Source organism: Paenibacillus sp. BK033, assembly GCF_004345425.1.
Lineage (GTDB): Bacteria > Bacillota > Bacilli > Paenibacillales > Paenibacillaceae > Pristimantibacillus.
In genome coordinates this window covers 62,954-80,126 of record NZ_SLVP01000007.1, presented here as the reverse complement: position 1 = coordinate 80,126, position 17,173 = coordinate 62,954, and the positions used below count along the sequence as shown (strand labels likewise).

Sequence of the window (17,173 nt, the reverse complement as noted above, 5' to 3'; positions counted from 1 at the left end):
ATACTCGTACATTTTAAAGGAGGATATTCATCTCATGACGTATTTCGCTAACATCGGCAAGATCCAATTCGAAGGCAAAGGCTCCGACAATCCGCTGGCATTCAAACACTACGATCCTAAACAAGTGGTTCTGGGCAAAACCATGGAAGAGCATCTTCGCTTTGCGGTTGCTTACTGGCACACTTTCAACGCTAACGGTACGGATCCGTTCGGTAACGCAACGATGATCCGCGGCTGGGACAAATTTGACGGTCTTGACCGTTCGAAAGCCCGCGTGGAAGCTAACTTCGAATTCCTGGACAAAATCGGCGCGCCGTTCTACGCATTCCATGACGTGGATATCGCTCCTGAAGGTGCTACGCTGCAAGAAACGAACAAAAACCTCGACGTTATCGTCGCTATGCTGAAAGACCATCAACAACAATCCGGCAAGAAATTGCTTTGGAATACGGTAAATATGTTCTCGAACCCGCGTTACGTACACGGCGCTGGCACAACTTGCAACGCTGACGTATACGCATACGCTGGCGCGCAGCTGAAAAAAGGCCTTGAAGTCGGTAAAGAGCTGGGCGCGGAAAACTATGTATTCTGGGGCGGCCGCGAAGGTTACGAGAACCTTCTGAACACGGACATGGGATTCGAGCTTGACAACCTTGCCCGTCTGTACCACATGGCTATCGCTTATGCGAAAGAAATCGGCTTCGACGCTCAATTCCTGATCGAGCCTAAGCCAAAAGAGCCTACTAAACACCAATACGATTTCGATGCTGCAACAACAATCGCATTCCTGCAAAAATACGGCCTGAAAGACTACTTCAAGCTGAACCTCGAAGCTAACCATGCAACGCTTGCGGGCCATACTTTCGAGCATGAAATCCGTACAGCTGCTATTAACGGCATGCTGGGCTCTCTTGACGCTAACCAAGGCGACCTGCTGCTCGGCTGGGATACCGACGAATTCCCAACTGACCTGTACTCGACTACGCTGACGATGTTCGAAGTTCTGAAAGCCGGCGGTCTGACTCGCGGCGGCGTTAACTTCGACGCGAAAGTGCGCCGTGGCTCGTTCGAGGATCAGGATCTCTTCCTGGCTCACATTGCCGGTATGGATTCCTTCGCTTGGGGTCTGAAAGCAGCTGCGAAGCTGATCGAAGAAAAAATCTTCGATCAAATCGTTGAAGACCGTTACAGCAGCTTCAAATCCGGCATCGGCGCTGAAGTTGTTGCTGGTAAAGCATCCCTGGCATCCCTTGAAGCTTACGCTTTGCAAAACAACCCGATCGTTAACAAATCGGGCAAGCAAGAGCGCATGAGACTGATGCTCAGCGAAGTTATTTTCAGCGTTTAATCGCCGAAGATAACTTAGGCAATGGGAGGATTATGTCAATGAGTTATGTAGTTGGTATAGATTTAGGCACTAGTGCCGTGAAGGCATTGCTCGTTGACAAGAACGGAACGGTAGCTGCGGAAGCATCCCGCAGCTATCCGCTGTTCCACGAGCATTCCGGCTGGAGCGAGCAAAAGCCGGAGGATTGGGTTCAAGCAACAATCGAAGCCTTAAATGAACTTGCTTCATCTAATGGCATTGCTCCCGATCAAATCGAAGGCATCAGCTTCTCTGGTCAGATGCATGGCCTCGTGCTGCTTGATGCTGACAACAAGCCTGTACGCAACGCCATCCTGTGGAACGATACGCGTACCACGGAGCAATGCCGCGAGATCGAGCGTACGCTTGGCGACAAGCTGCTTGGCATTACTCGCAACCCGGCGCTTGAAGGCTTCACGCTGCCGAAGATTCTGTGGGTTCGCCAATATGAGCCGCAAGCCTTCGAGCAAGCGAAGCTGTTTGTGCTGCCGAAAGATTATGTTCGTTATGCTCTGACAGGCGAGCTGCACATGGATTATTCCGATGCTGCGGGTACTTTGCTTCTGGATGTTGCGGCAAAAGAATGGAGCAGCGACGTGCTGTCTGCATTTGAATTGCCAGCAAGCTTCTGCCCGCCTCTGGTAGAATCGCACGGTCTCGTAGGCACGCTGCTTCCCGAAATTGCGGAACGTACCGGCCTTCAGCCATCGACGAAAGTATTTGCCGGCGGAGCCGACAATGCTTGCGGCGCCATTGGAGCCGGCATTCTGTCCGAAGGCCTCACGCTGTCGAGTATCGGTACATCGGGCGTTATTCTCGCGTACGAGAATGACAAGAACAAAGACTTCCAAGGCAAAGTCCATTTCTTCAACCACGGCAAAGAGAACTCCTTCTATGCGATGGGCGTAACCCTTGCTGCAGGCTACAGCCTAAGCTGGTTCAAGAAAACCTTTGCTCCGAACGAATCGTTTGACGAAATGCTGCAGGGTGTAGGGGAAGTGCAACCGGGTGCAGGCGGATTGCTCTTTACGCCTTACCTCGTTGGCGAACGCACGCCGCATGCCGATCCGGCTATCCGTGCCAGCTTTATCGGCGTAGACGGCTCGCATGAGCGCATTCATTTCGCCCGGGCGGTGATGGAAGGAATCACGTTCTCGCTTAACGAGTCCGTCGATATGTTCCGCAGCGTTGGCAAAACGGTTGATAAGGTTGTTTCCATCGGCGGCGGCGCGCAAAATCCGGTATGGCTGCAAATGCAGGCGGATATTTTCAACGCGACGGTAGTGGCGCTTGAGAATGAACAAGGCCCAGGCCTTGGCGCGGCAATGCTCGCAGCTTACGGCTGCGGCTGGTTCGACAGCCTAGAAGCATGCGCGGAGCAATTCGTGAAGCATGCGGCTTCGTACGAGCCTCAGCCTGAAGCGGTTGAGACGTATAAAGGACTGTTCCGTATCTACCAGCAAGTTTACGCGCAAACGCGCGGCATGAACGAAGCGCTTGTCGCTTACCGCGGTTAATCACCGCACCCAATAACGCGAGTTGATACCGTTTCTTCCGGTTAGCCGGGAGGAACGGTTCTTTTTTTCTGCAGCCGGGTTAGAGGCGCTTGGCCGACGCAGTGTTGCGGGCTAGAACAGTAAATAGGCCGTACCCACAGAGGGGTACGGCCTATTTACTGCTACGACTTGCTTTCGGATACGACTTCTTCCTTCGTATCGGAGACAAGCTCCTTTGCCGACGTTTTGAACTCATGCAGCGTACGGCCTACGGCACGGCCTAGCTCAGGCAGCTTGGAAGGGCCGAATATGATTAATACGACAACAAGAATCATCATGAGACCCGGGAAACCAACGTTTTGAAGCATACGATCATCTCCATTCTGTTTGTTGTTAAAGGTTCACTCTAATCGGAATTAGTCCTGTCTATGATTGCTTGGGTAAGCGGCAACCGCTTCGATCTCGATCAGCCAATCCGAATTGACAAGGCTTGCGACGCCAACGGTGGAACGGGCTGTTTTTACGGGGTTTTCTTTGGTGTTGAAGTATTTGGCGTAGGCTTTGTTCCATCCGTCGAAATCGAACTTGCCTCCTTTTGCGGCATCTGGCGCAATGTATACGCGCAGATACGTGACGTCCTTCATCGAGAGGCCTTGCTCTTTCAGCAGGGCTTCGATATTTTTGAGAACGCTGAGGCCTTGTTTTTCGGTATCGCCGTACCGTTCGTACACCGTCTTGCCTTCTTTGTTCACGACGGAAGGTACCGTGCCGCTCGTTTCGAAGGTGGCCGTGATCGCCGGCATCGCCACCGCGCTGGAGATTGCCGAAGACGGGTTGCCATAGAATTCCGGCTCGTGAATCGGGGCGAGCGGGTATTTATTAGGCGTAACCGCCGCGTATACGCTAGCCGTTGCGGCGAGGCAGGAGATTATAACCGCTCCGGCGATTACCTTCATTTTTCCTGTCATCTTCATCATTGACCCCTCCTTTGGCTATTCCTTCATGACGCGCTCATGGATGTCGGTGACAACCGAACGCGCGGATTCAATGCCGCCTGCCATCCAGGCCGTAATGTAGCTGATATGCTCGCCGGCCAGATAGACGCGGCGGTCAGGCTTGCAGAGCACCGGATAGTTGGTCTTGCGGTCGTCCTCCGAGTAGGAGACCCAGCTGCCTTCGTTGTATTTGATCGTTTTCCAGTTCACGGAGAACGAAGATTCGAACTCGTTATAGTATTGCGGGTGAATTTTGGCTCCTTGTTCAAGCGCATGCGCTTCGCGTTCTTTGAAGGACAACGCGCCAATCTTATCCGCGTTGGACCCTTGGGCGTAATAGCCGAGCAGGAGACCCTTTTTGGCAAAATAATTCGTTGGCGGATAATAGATCGACGAAATATCCATATTCGTTAGCGTATTGCCGCCGTAGATTTGGTCGTCTTCCTCCCAGAAGCGCCGTTTGAATTGCAGGCCGATTTTACCCGCGTTGGCATACTTCGTATTGTTGATTGCCTTCGTCATGTCAGGCGACAAGTCATGCTTAATGTTCTTGAGCACGGACAAAGGAATCGTGCAAATGAGGAAATCGCCTTCGATCTGTTTCATTTCGCCGTTCAAGAGGTCGGTGTAGGTAACCTGCACCTTATCTCCGACATGCTTGAATTCGGTCACTTCCGAATGGAATTTGATCCGGTTGCCCAGCCGTTTCTCGAAAGCTAGCGGAATCGCATCGATACCGCCGACGGGATGGAACATCATCATTTGCTGATCATAGCTGTATTCGCTTGCGAAGAAGTTGCCGAAGCCGGAGTTAATGATTGCCTTCATATCAAAAGGATCGCGGATGACGCCGGCATCAAGCCTCGAGCCCGGTTCATCCTTATAGCCGCCGCGGGAAGAGCCCTTGTAGAAAAGATCGGCGTCAAGGTTGCCCTCGGAGCGGAGGTAAGCGACGATTTTGTCCTTTTCCTCCGCCGTAACCGGAAGGTCCAGCCCGGGCTGATTAATGGATTTGGCGAGCAGCTCGTTCACGTAACCTCTGACATCGGCTTTGGCCGCCCGCTTTCGGACGCGGGTGCCGGACAAAGCGCCAACGTTCTCATTGTAATAGTAAGCACTTTCGTTGACGTTATTGAACGGCTCCATCGCGATGCCGAACTCGCGGCAGTAATCCATCGTGACGTGGAACTGCGGAATACGCATCGGACCCGCATTCAGATACATGCCGTCATCAAACCGCGCAACCTGCTTTTGTCCCCCAAGCTCGGTTACCGTCGTGCCGCGGCGCACCGACCAGTTCCGGCCGCCGGAACGGGCGCGGGCTTCGAGAATCGTACAGTTATAGCCGGCTTTTCCCAGCTCATAAGCTGCCGTCAGGCCGGCGACGCCAGCGCCGAGGATAACGATTTTTTTGCCCGAACGGTTTGTACCCTTCAAATCCCAGCTGGATGGAGGCTCATACTCCGCTGCTTTCAGCGTTTCCGGCGTAAATAACCCCATCGTCCCCATTACGCTAAACACCGCGGCGGCTCCGCCGATCTTGCCGACCGTTGTCAGAAATTGTCTGCGCGACAGCTCGTTTGGTGTCTCTTTCGTTTCCATGCCCGTCAACTCCTTCGCTTGATCGATTTGCTCGTCTCGGAAAGAAATGTAGCATGGTCCTTCAAGCCTTCGCCAATATTTTGTGAGGAAGTCTAACATAAATAAATTTTATTAAGAAGATAAAAATAATTAATCAACCATCATTCAATAGGTAATTATAACCATTTAGAGGTATGGGGTGAAACTCCGTATCTCATAAAAACGCAAGCTTTATAAGCGTTTGAACATAAATGGTGTTCGTTTTGTTCGTTTATAATCATCGGATTCGGATAAGCTGACCAGGGCTATCGGTCCCATTGACGAAGAAACAGACCGCTGATAACATTTCGAATCAAAGAGATAGTGTTAGAAAAGGTAACATATCCGTTAGGGAGGCGTTTGACGATGAAGGACAAAGTGATGAGTATTGGAATCGTTAGCGACTTAACTGGTTTGACGGAAAGACAAATTCGGTATTACGAAGAGAAGCAGCTGGTCTTCCCGGTGAGGACCAAAGGGGGCGCGCGCAAATATTCCTTTCAGGATGTCGACCGCTTGAAGGAGATTAACGACAAGCTGAGGGACGGGTTCCATACCTTTGAGCTGAGAAAACCCGGAAGGTTGTGCAGCGAATGATTAGAATCGAGGAGACGATGACGCTGCTCGGACATCTTACGGAGCTGCGCAGGCGGATCTGGAAGAGTCTTATCGTGGTGCTTCTGTCGCTGGGAGGCGGGTTGTACCTATCGCCGAAGGTGCTGCGTTATCTGAAAAGCGTGCCGCCGGGCTCGGAAATGACATGGAACGTATTTTCGCCTTGGGACGGCATCCGCATGTATATGTCGGTTGCGCTGGCGATTGCTTTGGCCGTATCGCTGCCTTTTATTTTGTACCAGCTGTGGGGCTTCGTGAAGCAGGGGCTTCATCCCGGGGAGCGGACCGCCGCGCTGCGGTACGTGCCTTACAGCGTGATCTGCTTCTTTACCGGGCTGGCCTTTGGTTACTTTGTGGTCTTCCCGATGAGCTTCTCTTTTACTTCCAAAATAACAAAGAGCATGGAGCTTGTAGAAACGTACGGGGTTGCGCAATATTTCGGATTTATGTTCAATATCGTACTGCCGCTTGCTATTGCGTTTGAGCTGCCGGTTATCGTCATGTTTCTGACGAAGATCGGGATTCTGACGCCAAAGGCTCTCCATAAAATGAGGAGATACGCTTACCTGGTGCTTGTTATCGTGGCCAGCCTAATCTCCCCGCCTGAACTGATTTCCCACCTGCTCGTTTTTGTTCCGCTTGTGGTCCTTTACGAAATCAGCGTTCTGCTGTCGCGGATCGTATACGGCAAAAGGAAAGTAGCCCTTGCGGAGGTTTCCGGAGCGTAAAGCATACAATTAACAAGCCCTGGCCTATTAAGGCTAGGGCTGTTTTTGTGTTCTTCCGGCCCCGTTTCACCTTGTTTCAGAAAAGATTAAAAGCTTTTGCATTTTATCCGCTAAGTGATCTGCCGCAGACAGAAAGCGAGCAAATACGTCAAAATGACGGATTTCCCGCATACCTATCCATTTGGTTGTTATTTGCATGTAAGATATACTAACATCATAGTGGGCAGAGTCCAGAGGAGGGTTTTATATGCCGCAATCATTCGCAAACGGATGGAAATGGAGAATTTCGGTGAGTCAAAGGCTGACGCTATCCTTCCTGGCGATCGTCATTATTTTGGCGGCGAACGGAGCGCTCAGCTTTAATCGGATGGACAAGCTGACAAGCAACGCCCGGGAGATCTCGCAGGTATGGCTGGCAAATATCAAGGCCATTAACGAAATCAATTATTTGAACGAGCATATGCTTACCATCCAATACAAGATGGCGTGGGAAAGCAATCCGTTGAAGCGCAAGCTGCTGGAGGAGGACGGAGAGTATACGATCGTTATCCTGCAGAAGAAGCTGCAGGAATTTATGGAGCTTCCGAAATCGGGCGATGACATGAATCTGTCCCGCAACCTGGAAGGGGAGTGGAAGGCCTATCTGGCGTTATACCGGAATGTCATCCGTTACTCCAATCTGGAGGATGATAAGCAGATACGCGATTCCCTCCTGGCCTCGGAGCAGTCCTTCAGCACGATGCAGTCTTACATAAATACGCTCATACGGATTAACGAGGAAGGAGCGAAGGCGGCCGAGAAATCGAGTGAGAAAATCAACCGCCAAGCGGTTATGGCGATTACCGGCAGTCTAGGCGCAGCTCTTATTCTGGTTCTCGTTCTGCTCTATTACGTGCGCAGGACGATCTCCCTTCCGATCAAGCGTTCCTCGGATGTAATTGCCGAAGTGGCTGCGGGTTCGCTTTCGGTTGTTATTCCGAAGGTAAGAAACCGCGATGAAATAGGGGTTATGGTACAGGCGCTGCAAGGGATGGTCGACTCTCTGCGGACGACGATGCAAAGCGTACGGACGGCCGCAACCAGCATCTCCGCGTCATCGGAGGAGATGCTTGCGGTATCCGAGCATAATGCCGGCACGGTCGAGCAGGCTTCAGCCATGTTCCGGGAGGCGGCATCGGGCTCCCAGGAGCAGCTCCACGGCTTCGAGGAAATTTCCCGTTCAACCGAAGAGATGGCGCATGGAACGCAGCGGATTGCGGAAAGCAGCTCTATCGCGGCCGAGCTCTCGGCAAATGCGGAGCGGCAGGCGAAGGAAGGGGTTGAGACGATTGGGGAAGCCGTCCGGACGATGGCGGACATCGATGACACGGTCCGTTCGGCGTCCGAGCATGTCGCGCTGCTCGAGAATCGTATGAGCAGCATTGGCAGGATTACCGATTTTATCGGCTCCATATCCAAGCAGACCAATCTGCTCGCGCTTAATGCCGCTATTGAAGCCTCGAGGGCCGGCGACGCGGGGAAGGGGTTTGCGGTTGTGGCGGAAGAGGTTCGCAAGCTGTCGGTACAGACGGCGGCCTCCGTCTCCGATATTGCCGGTGCTATAAGCTTGATTAAAGAGGATACGGTCTTAACCGTTAAAAAAATGAATGCGAGCCGGGACGAGACGTTAAAGGGGCTCGAAAAAGTACAAGCAGCGGGCCGCTCCTTCCGTCAAATTACGGCCGCGGCAGGCGATGTATCCGGCAAGATCGAAGAGGTTGCAGCTGCTGCCGAGCAGCTTGCCGCCAGTTCGGAGGAGGTTTCGGCCTCCATCGATCAGCTGACCGAAATCGCTCGCCGTACCTATGCTATTGCCAGGACTGTCGCGCAAAGCGCGGACAAACAAACCGCCTCGGCCGAAGAGATTGCTTCTGCCGCAGGCGGTCTGACGGAGATCGCTCAGGATCTGAACGATCTGGTTATGAAGTTCCGTTTCTAACAAACGTCTAATAACGCTTAAAGCCGCTCCATATCGATTCCGGCTTTACCCCCAGCTCTCCGGCTATCAATTCGGCCGTAAGGCGCTGGGGCTTTTTTATTTTTCCGTTGCGGATTTTGGAGATGGTCGTAAGCGAAATCAAGGTTGATTGTGCCAGGGAAGTAGCGGTGATATTTTTGCTCAGCATCAGCATGCGGAGCTTGTAGGCGGCATCCTCCTCGCGAGCCGGCTGAAGCATGCCGGTCAGCAGGACGACATAACCCTTGAACTCTTTGTTTCCGTGGAAGAAGGGCTTGACGACTACGGTTGTCATCCGGAGCTGATCGCCGAAATACAGCCTCACATCAGTCTGCTCGGTTGTTCCGTGAGTACGCGCGTATTCCAGGATGCGGCGAAGCGGTTTGCGGCTTTCTTCCGCGACATGGTCGAATATGGAGTGGTTCACAAGGTTAATTGGCTTGAAGGGCGAGTAATACCGGGTTGCGTTTGTAATGCGGAGCTGCTCGGATACCCCGATGCTCATCAGTACTTGATTGTCCATCGCGTATTCTTCGATATATCTCTCCTCCGACAAGTCCTTGCAGATCATAATGAAGCAGGTCTGTTCGCTGGATGGCAGCCGGCGGCTGGAGAACCGAACGGGAATGGAAGCGGTGGATTTGGAGATCAGCTCCTGCTCGAGCGACTGCTCGTGATCATCGCTGAGCTGGGTCATTAGCCCGCCAAAGCTAAAGCCTCTTCTTAACAGCCCGTCGGGGTCGGCGTCCATCAACTCTGTCTTTTTATATCCGGTCAGCTTGGTAAAGGCATAATTAATATCACGTATATACCATCGATTATGCTCAAGTTCGACGATAAACATCGGATCAGCTAATAAATAAAATACATTCTCCATTGGTTTGTCACCTTCCTGGAAGTTATTATGTGAATCTTGTTATAATATGACTCATTGTGTTAATAAACCTGACGCATAAGAGTATAACTTAAATTATATAAAGTTTTGTTGAAATGACAACACCTTTCATTCATAAAAGTGGGGAATGTTAGGGAATCTTAATATATTGGAAGCCTATCGAAGGAGATGAGATGAATGAGCTCGGCTATTTTATTTGATTTCGCTGACTCCTTTAGCGCCGCGCTTGCGCGGGATACTCTGCAGGAGCTGGGATACGAGCCGTTAATGCATGAGGGGAACCGCCTGCACATCCATGTGGACGGGAGCGACCTGACCTCGGCGCTGGAAATCGCCATGTCTCATGGAGGCCGGCTGGTGGACCAATCGGCGATTCAGAACGAGGCAGTTACCGACACGGCGTATTCCCTGAATGCGATAACTATTCCGGCGCATATCGTGAACGAGGATTGGATTGGGGCGGAGGAAGCAACGGACCTGCACAACCGGGACGACGACGCGGATACGCGGAACGAGTTTTTGCCGGATCCCGGCGAGTACAGCCATTTCTCGGGGGATGTGCACACGTAATACGGGCGAAAAAGGAAAAGCGCGGCGTCAGCTGCTTAAAGCAGCCGATGCCGCGCTTGTTCCCGCGCTGTGGCCCGTAGTGAATGCGGCCGTAATATTATAGCCCCCGGTATAACCGTGAATATCGAGAACTTCCCCGCAGAAGTAAAGCCCTTTGGCGAGCTTCGACTGCATCGTCTTCGGATCGATCTCTTTCAGATGCACCCCTCCGCCGGTCACAAAAGCCTCTTCGATCGACAACGTTCCGTTAACCGAAACAGGGAATTGCTTTATCCGTTTGGCCAGCTCGCGCCATGGTTCCTTCGGGATATTGTCGTACGTGATATCTCCGTTAATTTCGCATTGGCGGAGCAGCAGCTCCAGCAATCTTTCCTGCACATAGCCGCGCAGCACGTTTTTAACCGCCTTTTTCGGATCAAGCTTGGCAAGCTTCAGCGTCTCGTCAAAGATTTCGGCCTCCGAGCGGTTCGGAAGCAGATCGATGGTAACGAGAACCGTCTGTCTGCCGCCTTCGCTTTCGGAAGCTTTCCTCAGCTCCTTAACGACAAATTGGCTGCAGCGCAGCGCCGCAGGGCCGGATAAGCCGAAATGCGTGAAAATCATATCGCCCTCGTGGGAGACAAGCTTTTTGTTCTTGGCATTCCATACGGTCAGCGTAACGTCGCGGAGGGACAGGCCTTGCAGCTCCTTAGTGCGTATCCACGGCTCTGCCGAGGTGAGCGGCACCTCCGTCGGGTATAGCTCGGTAATCGTATGACCGGCTTTTTTGGCCCAAGGATAACCGTCGCCCGTTGAACCCGTATGAGGAACGGATTTTCCGCCGGTAGCGACAATGACGGACTTGGCATGGATCATTTCGTTGGATGCGAGTCTAATCCCCGCAACAGCACCGTTCTCGTACAGCACTTCCTTCACCGGCATGTTCGTGCGGATCTCGACGCCCTGCTCCTTCACCTTCCGGATCAGAGCTTCTACTACCGTCTTCGCCTTGTCCGATACCGGGAACATCCGTCCGCGGTCCTCTTCCTTCAAGGCTATGCCCATCCCTTCAAAGAAGGCAATGATCTCCCGGTTGCCGAATTGATTAAGAGCGCTGAACAAAAACCGCCCGTTACCCGGGATATTGCGGATCAGTTCATCCATTTCATTCGCGTTGGTTACGTTGCAGCGGCCTCCGCCGGAAATGCCAAGCTTGCGTCCAAGCTTGTCCCCTTTATCAATAAGAAGGGTAGACGCGCCGGCGCCGCTGGCGGCCACGGCGGCCATCAATCCGGACGGCCCGCCGCCGATAATAATGACATCAAACATCGTTTACATGGCTCCTGACTCATACGTTTTCTTCTATTACGTATTGTAACATTCTTTTTCTTGTTTAATGAAATATAATGATGACAACTTTAAACCGGTAAAGGAGCGAACAACGGATGCAGCGGACGGATTGGCGGTACAGCGGGGCAAACGGAAACGAAATTTACGCGAGAGAGTGGCTTCCCGATAACCGGGAGCCAAAGGCGGCGGTTTGCATTGTACACGGCATGGGAGAGCATGGGGAACGGTATTCCGCGGTTGCGGAGCGGCTGACAACCGAAGGCTACGCCGTGCTTGCCCATGACCAGGAGGGGCATGGCCGTTCCCCGGGGAAACGCGGGCATCTTGCTTCCATGGAAACCGCGGTTCATAACACGGGTCTGCTGCTAGATCAGGCTAAAGCCCGGCACCCGCAGCTTCCATGCTTTCTTTACGGCCATAGCATGGGCGGCAATGTAGCCCTCAATGCCGCGCTTCGCCTTCAGCCTGCAATAGAAGGACTCGTTCTGAGCAGTCCGTGGCTTCGCCTGGCGAAAGGACCAAATGCCGTAATGAAGGCTGTGGCCAGGCTGCTTGTGCGTTTTGTCCCCAAGCTTTCGCTCTCCACGGGGATTAGCCCCGATGATCTGTACCGCCCCGGCTATGATCAAGCGGTTACGTTCCTCGGGGACCCTTTATGCCATAGCTCCATCACCATCAGGACGTTTCACATTATGACGGATGCGGGCGAATGGGCTATCGCGCACAGTAACGCGCTTCGTGTTCCGGTGCTGCTGGCGCACGGGACAGGAGATAAAGTGACCTCGTTTGAGGCGAGCAAGGAGGTTGCGGAGCGCCTCGGCGACAGCTGCAAATTCGTTAAATACGAGGGCGGATACCATGAACTGCATAACGATCTGTTTGCGGTTCATTTGTTAAATATTATTACCAATTGGCTGGGGAGGCGATTGTAAAATAATGAGAGTTGTGATTTAATCGGACTATCAGGTGAATAGGTGAAGTCAGGGGTATATTTCATAACATGACGTGTTTTCGTTGGGGAGACTGATCGTTCGTGTTGAAAGAATTGCTGTTACAATTCTTTATTACGCTAGTACCTGCCTTTGCCTTTCAGTTATGGCATAATTCGAGCCGTCATTGGCGGAGAATTCCCGTTATCATAGGGCTGTCCAGCTGTATTTCGATGGCATTGTGCATGTTGTTTACGAAGGACTACTACGGCTGCGAACTTAATTTCCGGCTTATGCCTTTGTTAATCGGTTCTTTATACGGCGGACCATACTTTCTATTGCTGCTGAGCGGCGTATATGCGGCGCTTCGGTTCCAATCTCTCGACAGCATGGGGGAGACGGTTGTATTCGTAACCTTTATGCTTGTTTATCTTGTCTTTATGCCGTCCATTATAAGGGCGTTCCAGCGTTCGGACCGGCAGCGCAAGATCAGAATCGTCATGCGGCTCATCGCCGGGATGTGCGCATTCGTCGTTCTGTCCTTTACCGTGGCTGTCGTAACGACCGGTATGCCGGTTAATCTCCAATTTGTGCTGCTCGCGCTTCTTACTATCGCGATGACGGTCGTATCTTCGTGGATATCGGTCTATACGGTAGAGACGTTCAAAGAAAACACCCAGCTGCATTATGACGTGAAGCGGGTGTCGCAGAGCTACCGGCAGGAAGTGGAGAAGCTTGAGCAGTTTATCGATCAGACGAAGATTGCGGTTGTTCTGGTCAACCAATACGGAAAAATCACTCATCTGAACGAGATGGGGGTTCAGATGCTCGCGGGCGGACAAAATATCGTCGGCCAATATTTTTACGAATTTTTTGATAACGGGCTGGAGGACTCCAATGCGAAGCTGCTGCGCGAAGCTCTTAACGGGCAAGGTCTTGTCCAGGAGTATCCGCAGGTGGAGAACGGCCGTACGCTACTCAAGACCGCCTTCTGCATTCGCAACCTTCAAACGGATTCCGTTACGGGGGCGGTTCTGACGGCGCATGATATAACCGAGCTGGCCCTGCTGCGAAGCGAGGTTGGCAGAATGGAGCGCCTCAGCCTGATTGGGCAGATGGCGGCGAGCATTACCCATGAGATCCGCAATCCGATGGCGGTTATCCGGGGCTTCGTGCAGCTCATGCGGGAGCGGAGCCCGGAAAGCCAACAAGCCTATTACGGCATTGTGATGGACGAGCTCGACCGGGCGAATACCATCATAAGCGATTTCCTGTCCTTGGCCCAGAACCGGGCGTTAACGATGGAGGCAGGTTCGTTGCATGATATTATCCGGGAAATGATTCCGTTATTAAATGCGGACGCTAATCTGCGGGGCCAGACCATCGAAGTGGAGTTATGCGAGTTCATTCCCTCCATTCTACTCAACGAGAAGGAGATCAAGCAGCTGCTCCTCAATCTGGCGCGCAACGGAATGGAGGCGATGAGCGAGAAAGGCCGCTTGTCCATCCATACGGCTTACATAGAAGACAAGGAAGAGATCGTCCTTCGCATTCAGGACCAGGGTGTCGGCATCTCCGAAGAGCAGAAGCAGCGCATCTTTGATCCGTTCTTTACGACCAAGACGCAAGGAACGGGCCTAGGGCTCCCCCTTTGCGTGAGCATTGCCGAGCGCCATAACGGCCGAATAGACGTCGAATCGGAGCAGGGCGTCGGGACAACGTTTATCGTCTCGTTTTTCAGGCAGTCAGCCTGAGGAAGATGGAACATAAAGCTTGCGCCCGCCGCGCATACTATCGTAGTCAGCACATTCAGTTTTATACGGGAGGACGACTACGATGGCGAAAAATAAAAACGGCAACTCGCTTGAGCAAACCGAGCAAGAGAGAAAAAATAAGGCCGGGGCAGCCGCTCCTGGCGAAGCCGGTTACGACAAGAAGCTGGACGGGCCGAACCGCCCTTCCATCTAAGGAGCTAGCGATGGATAACGGCAAAGAGGACGATCCGTCGCTTGATCCGTTCGAAATCTCCTTCCTTCCCGAATTCCGAGAGGGAAGAGGGCCGCGCGAGCCGTTTGTTAACAAGCATGGCGTAGTGATCGGGGATCATGATTACGATTCGCCGAATTCGCCGCTTAATGAATGGAGCACCGAGACGGACCCGGCCGTTATGGCCGGCGACGAGTGGGTCCATCCCTATAAGGATATCGGCTTCCAAACCGCCGAGAATCGGGACTATTTCGAACGGGGGATCGCTCCTCGGGCGGGGATATTCATGCATCAGGACAAAAACAGCGCTTACCGGGCAGGAGTACCTGTTCCAGACTCGGCGGAAGCGCCGCAAAAGCAACCGGAGTGACATTGCTCCGGTTGCTTTATTTTCATAGCGGGCGGTATAATAGGAACTAAATTTAGGTTATTACAAAGGAGAGTGTTTCAAATGTCGATGTCATTTGAGAGATATATGCTGGATATGGTTCAACCTATGCGTGACGACTTGACCCGGATCGGGATCAAAGAGCTTCGCACTCCTGAGGAAGTTGCCGACGCGATTCCGGATGCAAAAGGAACAACGCTTGTCGTTGTTAACTCGGTATGCGGCTGTGCGGCCGGTCAATGCCGCCCGGGCGTAGCGGAAGCGCTGCAGCATGATATTACGCCGGATCACCTGTACACCGTGTTTGCCGGTCAAGATAAAGAAGCGACGGCGAAGGCCCGCGAGTACTTTGCTCCGTATCCGCCGTCTTCTCCTTCCATCGCTTTGATGAAAGACGGCGAGCTGGTGCATTTCATCGAACGCCATCAAATCGAGAACCGTTCGGCTGCCGAAATCGCGGCTGATCTGACTGAAGCATTTGACCGTTACTGCCGTTAATCGGCAGGTGGAGTAGGGGGAGCCTGGGCTATGAGTTTACAACAGGAAATAATCGAGCGCTTCGGCGTACAGCCGGAGATAGATCCTGCTGCCGAGATCCGTAAACGCGTCGACTTCTTGAAGGAGTATGTGAAGAAGTCGGGGACAACGGGCCTCTTGATTGCGATCAGCGGCGGGATCGACAGCGCGGTTACGACTGGCCTCTGCAAGATGGCAACGGACGAATTGTCTGCCGAGACCGGCCGGGAGTATATGACGCTTGGCGTATTTCAGCCTTACGGGGAGCAATCCGATATTGAGGACAGCTATGCGACGGCGGAAGCGTTCCAGCTGAAGTATAAGGTGGAGACGAATATCGGCGAAGCGGTGGATGAAATCGCGCTGGAGACCGAGCACGCTCTTAAATCGATCGGGATTCACCGTCATCTGAGCCGCGGCGGCAAAGGGAATGTAAAAGCAAGAACGCGCATGGTTGTCCAATACGCGCTTGCTTTCGATCTCAATCTGCTTGTCGTTGGAACGGACCATGCATCCGAAGCAATCACCGGCTTTTTCACGAAGTGGGGGGATGGCGCGGTTGATATCACTCCGCTCAGCTCGCTTAACAAGCGTCAGGTTCGCCAGCTTGCCAGCGTGCTTGGCGTGCCTCAGAGCATTCTGGACAAAGCGCCAACCGCCGGACTTTGGGAAGGGCAGACCGACGAATCGGAGCTTGGCATTCTGTACGACGAGAACAGCGCTTATCTCGAAGGCAAAGAAATCGGAACCGAAGCGAAAGCGAAGCTTGAGAAGCAATACTTGCGTACCGAGCATAAACGCTCCCCGATTCCCGGGATCTGATACAAGCGATGATAGCGGGGATCGGACATGATGTGACGGATATGGACCGGGTGGAGGCGCTGCTTGCGGGCAGGGCGGGAGCCCGGTTCCTGGACCGGATATTGACGAGTCGGGAGCGGGATCTGGCATTCTGCTATGAGGGCAAGCGTCTTGCGCAATTTACGGCGGGGAGATTTGCGGCGAAGGAAGCCGTAGTGAAGGCTTTGGGCTGCGGAATCGGAGCCAAGGTCGGATTCTCCGACATCGATATTTTGCGCGGACCCGAAGGGAAGCCGGAATGCACGCTATCCAGCGGTGCCTGGGAGAGACTTGGACGGATGCCGGAGAGGCATCGCATTCATATTACGATTACCCATGACCGCTCGATTGCGTCCGCGGTGGCGATTGTGGAACAGACGGAATAGAGTACTAATAGAAAAGGCTGATCGGTAGGCGGCTGCTTAAGCTGAATATCGGATCAGCCTTTTCGTCTGATGATTTGTTCCTTATTTCTTGCCTGCCAGCCAGGCCGCAAGCTCGGCAATCTGCTCGTTCGTCAGACGTTCCTCGAAAGGCGGCATCGAGGATCCGCCATGCTTGATCTGCTCGGCAATCTCGGTTTCCGTCATTCGCGCCCCTACCTGTTGAAGGTTTGTTTGCGCTCCCATCCGCCCCTGCAGATCGGAGCCGTGACAGCTGACGCAGTTCGCTTTATATACAGCTCCGGCCTTCCCGGGAGCATCCATATGGCTGGTTGAGATCGCCGAGCCGGAACCGGAACCGCCGCTGCCGCAGGCAGCGAGAAGCACGGCGAGAACGGAGGATACAATCAATCCCTTTGCTAGCATGTTTTCCCTTCTTTCTTGTAACTGGACTATAATAAATCCAACATAATGATAGAACTTCCAATATGATTTTAACGTTATTGCTTATATAATAAAGT

At 52.8% G+C, this 17,173-nt stretch carries 19 protein-coding genes; 13 read left to right on the top strand and 6 right to left on the bottom strand.

Going from position 1 to position 17,173, the window contains the following annotated elements:
• The first annotated feature begins 34 nt into the window (after positions 1-34).
• Both xylA and xylB read left to right on the top strand, forming a co-directional pair.
• Positions 35-1,348 (top strand): xylose isomerase, encoded by a 1,314-nt coding sequence (gene xylA, locus EV294_RS21400; protein WP_132310509.1) that lies wholly within the window; start codon positions 35-37, stop codon positions 1,346-1,348.
• 38 nt (positions 1,349-1,386) lie between these two features.
• The gene (gene xylB, locus EV294_RS21395; protein WP_132310507.1) at positions 1,387-2,883 is read left to right on the top strand and encodes a xylulokinase; all 1,497 of its coding nucleotides are present in this window, start codon (positions 1,387-1,389) and stop codon (positions 2,881-2,883) included.
• A 161-nt stretch (positions 2,884-3,044) separates the two neighbouring features.
• On the opposite strand, the gene EV294_RS21390 is transcribed toward xylB, so the two are convergent.
• The 3 genes from EV294_RS21390 to EV294_RS21380 are packed head-to-tail and all read right to left on the bottom strand — an operon-like array spanning position 3,045 to position 5,459.
• Positions 3,045-3,230 (bottom strand): twin-arginine translocase TatA/TatE family subunit, encoded by a 186-nt coding sequence (locus EV294_RS21390; RefSeq protein ID WP_132310505.1) that lies wholly within the window; start codon positions 3,228-3,230, stop codon positions 3,045-3,047.
• A 48-nt stretch (positions 3,231-3,278) separates the two neighbouring features.
• Positions 3,279-3,839, bottom strand: a complete 561-nt coding sequence (locus EV294_RS21385; protein WP_347813057.1) for a RidA family protein — start codon at positions 3,837-3,839, stop codon at positions 3,279-3,281.
• A 15-nt stretch (positions 3,840-3,854) separates the two neighbouring features.
• A complete protein-coding gene (locus EV294_RS21380; RefSeq protein WP_132310503.1) occupies positions 3,855-5,459 on the bottom strand; it encodes a flavin monoamine oxidase family protein in 1,605 nt (534 codons plus the stop codon).
• A 384-nt stretch (positions 5,460-5,843) separates the two neighbouring features.
• Between EV294_RS21380 and EV294_RS21375 the strand changes: the two genes are divergently transcribed.
• From EV294_RS21375 to EV294_RS21365, 3 genes are all read left to right on the top strand, one after another.
• A complete protein-coding gene (locus EV294_RS21375) occupies positions 5,844-6,074 on the top strand; it encodes a MerR family transcriptional regulator (RefSeq protein WP_132310501.1) in 231 nt (76 codons plus the stop codon).
• Positions 6,071-6,820, top strand: coding sequence for a twin-arginine translocase subunit TatC (gene tatC / locus EV294_RS21370; protein ID WP_132310499.1), 750 nt, complete (start codon positions 6,071-6,073; stop codon positions 6,818-6,820). Before EV294_RS21375 ends, tatC begins: the two co-directional genes overlap by 4 nt.
• Positions 6,821-7,067: 247 nt before the next feature.
• Entirely contained in the window at positions 7,068-8,798 is a 1,731-nt protein-coding gene (locus EV294_RS21365; protein WP_132310497.1) for a methyl-accepting chemotaxis protein, read from the top strand.
• Positions 8,799-8,805: 7 nt separating this feature from the next.
• Here EV294_RS21365 and EV294_RS21360 read toward each other — a convergent pair whose 3' ends face one another.
• Positions 8,806-9,693 carry a helix-turn-helix domain-containing protein gene (locus EV294_RS21360; RefSeq protein WP_132310495.1) on the bottom strand — a complete coding sequence of 296 codons (888 nt, stop codon included), beginning with the start codon at positions 9,691-9,693 and terminating at the stop codon, positions 8,806-8,808.
• Between the two features lie 195 nt (positions 9,694-9,888).
• Here EV294_RS21360 and EV294_RS21355 point away from each other — a divergent pair, with 195 nt between their 5' ends.
• Positions 9,889-10,281, top strand: coding sequence for a hypothetical protein (locus tag EV294_RS21355; protein ID WP_132310493.1), 393 nt, complete (start codon positions 9,889-9,891; stop codon positions 10,279-10,281).
• A 27-nt stretch (positions 10,282-10,308) separates the two neighbouring features.
• Here the strand turns inward: EV294_RS21355 and EV294_RS21350 are convergent, their stop codons facing one another.
• Positions 10,309-11,589 carry a BaiN/RdsA family NAD(P)/FAD-dependent oxidoreductase gene (locus EV294_RS21350; RefSeq protein WP_132310492.1) on the bottom strand — a complete coding sequence of 427 codons (1,281 nt, stop codon included), beginning with the start codon at positions 11,587-11,589 and terminating at the stop codon, positions 10,309-10,311.
• Positions 11,590-11,705: 116 nt separating this feature from the next.
• Here EV294_RS21350 and EV294_RS21345 point away from each other — a divergent pair, with 116 nt between their 5' ends.
• The 7 genes from EV294_RS21345 (at position 11,706) to acpS (ending at position 16,655) form a co-directional block, all read left to right on the top strand.
• The gene (locus EV294_RS21345) at positions 11,706-12,542 is read left to right on the top strand and encodes an alpha/beta hydrolase (RefSeq protein ID WP_132310490.1); all 837 of its coding nucleotides are present in this window, start codon (positions 11,706-11,708) and stop codon (positions 12,540-12,542) included.
• Between the two features lie 101 nt (positions 12,543-12,643).
• Positions 12,644-14,293 carry an ATP-binding protein gene (locus EV294_RS21340; protein ID WP_243711745.1) on the top strand — a complete coding sequence of 550 codons (1,650 nt, stop codon included), beginning with the start codon at positions 12,644-12,646 and terminating at the stop codon, positions 14,291-14,293.
• A gap of 82 nt (positions 14,294-14,375) precedes the next feature.
• The gene (locus EV294_RS30920) at positions 14,376-14,507 is read left to right on the top strand and encodes a hypothetical protein (RefSeq protein ID WP_279513598.1); all 132 of its coding nucleotides are present in this window, start codon (positions 14,376-14,378) and stop codon (positions 14,505-14,507) included.
• Positions 14,508-14,517: 10 nt separating this feature from the next.
• The gene (locus tag EV294_RS21335) at positions 14,518-14,895 is read left to right on the top strand and encodes a DUF3905 domain-containing protein (protein ID WP_132310489.1); all 378 of its coding nucleotides are present in this window, start codon (positions 14,518-14,520) and stop codon (positions 14,893-14,895) included.
• Between the two features lie 81 nt (positions 14,896-14,976).
• Positions 14,977-15,411, top strand: coding sequence for a BrxA/BrxB family bacilliredoxin (locus tag EV294_RS21330; RefSeq protein ID WP_127491824.1), 435 nt, complete (start codon positions 14,977-14,979; stop codon positions 15,409-15,411).
• Between the two features lie 30 nt (positions 15,412-15,441).
• Positions 15,442-16,251, top strand: a complete 810-nt coding sequence (gene nadE, locus EV294_RS21325) for an ammonia-dependent NAD(+) synthetase (protein WP_132310487.1) — start codon at positions 15,442-15,444, stop codon at positions 16,249-16,251.
• A gap of 8 nt (positions 16,252-16,259) precedes the next feature.
• Positions 16,260-16,655, top strand: coding sequence for a holo-ACP synthase (acpS, locus tag EV294_RS21320; RefSeq protein WP_132310485.1), 396 nt, complete (start codon positions 16,260-16,262; stop codon positions 16,653-16,655).
• Positions 16,656-16,736: 81 nt separating this feature from the next.
• Here the strand turns inward: acpS and EV294_RS21315 are convergent, their stop codons facing one another.
• Positions 16,737-17,078: a c-type cytochrome gene (locus tag EV294_RS21315; RefSeq protein ID WP_132310483.1), complete on the bottom strand. Its 342-nt coding sequence runs from the start codon at positions 17,076-17,078 to the stop codon at positions 16,737-16,739.
• Positions 17,079-17,173: the final 95 nt, after the last annotated feature.